Genomic DNA, 4468 nt, shown 5'->3' on the forward strand with positions numbered 1-4468 from the left:
CCTGATGCGGCGCATAATCCTGACTTTGCTGCTGGTTATTATTCTCGCTCCGCTGGGCTATTACGGTGTGACCATGTACTTGCCGCAATCTTTTCCCAAGCCGGGAAAGCAGGTCCCCATCCGGCTCGGTAGTGGCACGTTGGAAAGTATTCAGATTCTGCACAAGGCGGGTGTTCTGCCTTATCCACAGATGTTTCGTGTGGCCTGGATTTTGGCCGGTCGTCCCGTGCTGCAGGCGGGTCTGTATGATTTTCAGGGTCGTGTTTCGCAGGAGAAAATTCTGCAACGTCTGATACATGGACAATCCCTGCCACTCAATGTGGTCATTATCCCCGGTTGGAATTTGTCGCTGATTCTTCAGGAGTTGCGTTTAAAGTCGCCCTATCTGAACCTGCATGGACTCCCGACGGGCGATCAGGCCGCGCAACAACTGGCTGCTGCAGGAATCGGCACCCGGGACAGTGCTGAAGGTTGGCTTTTCCCCGACAGTTATCGCTATGTTCCCGGGACTTCAGCCCTGAGTATCCTGAAGCGCGCCTATCAACGGATGAACAACAATTTACAGCATTTATGGTCGCAACGTGCCCCCGGATTACCTTTAAAAACCCCCTATCAGGCGCTCATTCTGGCCTCTGTGGTGCAAAAGGAAGGGGCTCCTCCCGCACAACAGGCGCATATTGCGGCCGTGTTTTTGAATCGATTACGCCAGGGGATGCCACTGCAGTCAGATCCGACGGTGATTTATGCGCTGGGCAAGCACTATCAGGGGCATTTGACGCCGCAGGATATGCACGTGCCCAGTGCGTATAATACTTATCTGCATGGAGGACTCCCGCCAACGCCCATTGCCATGCCCGGCATGAGCAGTCTGCAGGCAGTATTGCATCCGAGTGACAGCCACGATCTGTATTTTATTGCCCAGGGGAATGCCTACCATTATTCGACCAGCTACAGGCAACATATCGAGCAGATAAAACGCTATCTGCAACCTACTGCGAGGACGGTTTCATGAAAGCCCAGGAATCCACTATCACACCGGGAATGTTCATCACCCTGGAAGGTATTGAAGGTGCTGGTAAAAGCTCTGCCATACCAGTGCTGGCGGCTTTTTGTGAAGCGCAGGGATTGAGCGTGGAGCGTACGCGCGAGCCGGGTGGTGGTCTTTTGGGTGAAGCCTTGCGCAGTATATTTTTGAATCCGGAATTGGCTCTGGATGCGGAAGCGGAATTACTTCTGCTTTATGCAGGGCGACGCGACCATTGGTTGAACCGGATTCAGCCAGCGCTGGCGGCAGGTAAGATCGTCCTTTGTGACCGTTATGAAGATTCCACCTATGCTTATCAAAGTGGGGGCAGGGGCTTTCCTCAAGAGCGTATTGCCGAACTCGCGCACTGGGCTGGCATTACCCGGGCACCGGATTTGACTTTCTGGTTTGATGTCAGCCCGGAACTGGGCGCTGCCCGTATTCGTGCCCGGCGACCGGATCGCCTGGAACAGGAACAGACCCCATTTTTTACCAGAGCGCGGGCCGTGTTTGCCCAACGTCAGGCGGCCGAACCCCGGCGAATCATCCGCATTGATGCCTCAGTCCCCATGGATCAGGTGCATGCCGCGCTGGAGCAAGCCCTGGCTCCGCGTTTGCTTGAGCATTTTTCATGAAAGCTTTTCAGCCAGATCCCCAATCCTGGCAACCCATCCAGGCCTTATTGGCCTCCGGATTACCGCAGACCATGCTGGCAGTCGGTGAATCCGGTTCTCTGCTGCGCCTGCATCTCGATGCGCTGCAGGCCGCCACGTTGTGTTTCAAGCCTACTGACAAAGGGTTTGCCTGTGGACAATGCCGCTCGTGCAAACTGCTGGCGGAAGGCTCCCATCCGGATTTATGGGTAGCAGCCCCTGAGCCGGGTAAGCAGATAGCCATTGATACCTTGCGTCAGGCCATGGAATGGATTCAGTACACGCCGCAGGTCAGCAACTCGCGCTGGTTGCGCATAGATAATGCCGAAGCCATGACGGTGGCAGCCGCCAACGCCATTCTTAAAACCCTGGAAGAACCCCCCACCCGTGCACACATGGTTTTACATAGTGAACAGGCTTCGCGTCTGTTGCCCACCATTCGCTCCCGCCTGCAGCGCATTCCCCTGCCGGAAATGCAGATGGTGCAGTCCATGCACTGGCTGCAACAGCAGGGGATGGATGCGGAAAACAGCGTCGCTTTGCTCCGTCAATTAGGCAATCGGCCTTTGCGCGCCCTGGAGCTATGGGAGACAGGCTGGCTGGAGCAGCGTCAGCAATGGATGCGCAGTTTGCTGGATTTATCAGGGCAGGGGGTTGTGGCGACCCTGAAACTTGCGGAGCAATGGAGCAAAAGTTCAGATCTACTCCTGATCCGGGAGACGGTACTGAATGTCCTCGCCGATTTTATGCGATTGCGACAGGGGCTGCTGGACAGAATCGTGGACCTGGACTATCTGGAAGAGTTGCGACTGAGAGCTCCGGATATTTCGGCGGAAGCGCTGCAGTCCAACCTGGATGGCTGGTTGCAACTGCCATTGACCCTGGCCCAAAACAGCAATGCGCTGATGGTCATGGAAAAGCTGCTTTTGGACTGGCTTACATTGTGGCCAAGGAGGAAAACCCATGGAATCCAGAACTGAGCCAAAACCGGGAGGTGCAGCTACCGCGTTGTCCGTAGTGTTGCGTGATCCTCAAGCCGTACAGCGTTGCTTTATGTCTGCCATCAAGGGTGGCGGATTACTGGTGGAAACACCTAATCTTCTCCCCATGGGTACCGAAGTCCTGCTGATGATTACCCTGCCAGACAGCCAGCCCCGCGCCCCGGTGATGGGTAAGGTTATTTGGGTCACTCCTGTGGAAAACCGCGATGGCCGGCCACCGGCCATTGGCGTCCAGTTTCAGAATGATCGCTCAGGGGTACTCACGCGCATTCAGAATACGCTGTCCGGATTGCCTACCCATGGTGATGCGGTGCTGAGTTTTTGACGGAATTATCATCAGGCTTTCAGTATCAGGATTTGCAGTTGCGGGTGCCAAGGTTTCCGGTCATTGCTCTTTGAGCAAGGTCTGGGTTACACTTCGCAGCCTCAGGAGAGGTGACCGAGCGGCCGAAGGTGCAGCACTGGAAATGCTGTGTACTCCAAAAGGGTACCGTGGGTTCGAATCCCACCCTCTCCGCCAATAAAATCAAAGAACTAAAAAAAACGCACCACGCTTCATGTAAACACACAACCCTTTCTCTTGTACCTGCAGCCCGCCCACTCCTACACCTCAAAACCCAGTGCGCGCAATTTGCCCCGGGCGAGACTGTGCCCCAGGGCAGCGGCGCTGCCCAGCCAGCGCAGGCCGAGGCCCTGATTTTTCTCCACGCCCTTGCCGTTGAAATAACAGGCAGACAAAAAATCCATGGCATCGGCATGGCCTTTTTTGGCGGCGGCCTCAAAAAAACTGCTGGCAATGGTATGGTCGCCGGACCAATAAAAATAAATACCCACCTGATTCAGCGCCTCGGCATCGCCGCTGTCAGCCTGTTTCACGCAATCCACAAAGCCTTGCAGCAGGCAGTGTTGGTCCTTGGCGGCCAGGCTGCTCAGGTCCACCTGCCGCAGCACCCCGCTGGGCACCTGCGCACTCGGCAGTTGCCGCCCAGCGATGGCACCTGAATCCAGCCAGTTATGAATGGTCCGCACCGTTTTGCCGGTGAGCAAGGCGGCCATTTGCGGGCTGATGAAAGCAGTGGACGAACCGGATGCAACCATAAGACTCCCTTTCTGCAAGCTTTATTTCATCGATTTTAATGGAAAAGTAAAAAACATTCATCGCTTTTCGATGAAAGCCTCACAGGATTTCATCGGATTTGGATGAAAAATACGGCAAGGTCCGGCTTGATGACTTTGTTCCGGTTCGCAATAATCCCATTGAGTCTACGATAATTTTCCCATAAAAACATGATGATGTGAACGGCACGCTGTTGTCAAAGCACAACAACTCTGTTGATGGCACGCTTTCTGCCTTATGAGAACCAGCGCAGCACCCCTTGGCGTTGCCGAACTTCTTACCACACAAGGAGCATTCTCATGAGCATGTCAGTCAAGAAGGCGCAGGCCCGCGCCGAAGCCGGTTTCACCCTCATCGAACTGATGATCGTCATTGCCATCATTGGCATTCTGGCGGCCATCGCTATTCCGCAGTATGAGCAGTATATTGTGACTTCAAAAGCAACCACCATTACCCAGGACTTTCATCAGGCAGTCACTCAAGCAACTGCGGCAGTTGCAGCGGCAAATGCTGGACAAACTACAAGCACTCCTTCATATCCAGGAATGCCAGGTAATTATTCAATAACCTGGGGAACCGCAGCAAATACTAATACCCAGTACACCGCGAGCGATGCTAACGCAAATACCCCCTTGATCGTGGCACTGACTCAAAGCAGTGGAGCGAGTTCAAG

General features: G+C 54.5%; 6 protein-coding genes and 1 tRNA gene. 6 read left to right on the forward strand and 1 reads right to left on the reverse strand.

The genetic code is table 11. The features are described from left to right. From mltG to AC2VLY_RS03010, 5 genes are all read left to right on the forward strand, one after another. Positions 1–1012 (forward strand): endolytic transglycosylase MltG (gene mltG, locus AC2VLY_RS02990; RefSeq protein WP_486921742.1); only part of this gene is annotated, 1012 nt, incomplete at its 5' end. Beyond that, on the forward strand, positions 1009–1659 hold the full coding sequence (gene tmk, locus AC2VLY_RS02995) for a dTMP kinase (protein ID WP_486893128.1): 651 nt from the start codon (positions 1009–1011) through the stop codon (positions 1657–1659). The genes mltG and tmk, both read left to right, overlap by 4 nt. Beyond that, positions 1656–2657, forward strand: a complete 1002-nt coding sequence (locus AC2VLY_RS03000) for a DNA polymerase III subunit delta' C-terminal domain-containing protein (RefSeq protein ID WP_486893129.1) — start codon at positions 1656–1658, stop codon at positions 2655–2657. The genes tmk and AC2VLY_RS03000 overlap by 4 nt, the downstream gene beginning before the upstream one ends. Continuing rightward, complete coding sequence (locus AC2VLY_RS03005) at positions 2641–3003, forward strand: PilZ domain-containing protein (RefSeq protein ID WP_486893130.1); 363 nt, start codon at positions 2641–2643, stop codon at positions 3001–3003. Before AC2VLY_RS03000 ends, AC2VLY_RS03005 begins: the two co-directional genes overlap by 17 nt. A 104-nt stretch (positions 3004–3107) precedes the next feature. Further along, a tRNA-Ser gene (locus AC2VLY_RS03010) sits at positions 3108–3198 on the forward strand. An 83-nt stretch (positions 3199–3281) separates the two neighbouring features. Here the strand turns inward: AC2VLY_RS03010 and AC2VLY_RS03015 are convergent. Then, the gene (locus tag AC2VLY_RS03015) at positions 3282–3776 is read right to left on the reverse strand and encodes a tetratricopeptide repeat protein (RefSeq protein ID WP_486893131.1); all 495 of its coding nucleotides are present in this window, start codon (positions 3774–3776) and stop codon (positions 3282–3284) included. Between the two features lie 318 nt (positions 3777–4094). On the opposite strand from AC2VLY_RS03015, the gene AC2VLY_RS03020 reads away from it, so the two are divergent. After that, the coding region (locus tag AC2VLY_RS03020; RefSeq protein ID WP_486893132.1) for a prepilin-type N-terminal cleavage/methylation domain-containing protein at positions 4095–4468 on the forward strand (374 nt) is incomplete at its 3' end.

The organism is Acidithiobacillus sp. TH-A36, from assembly GCF_057473445.1.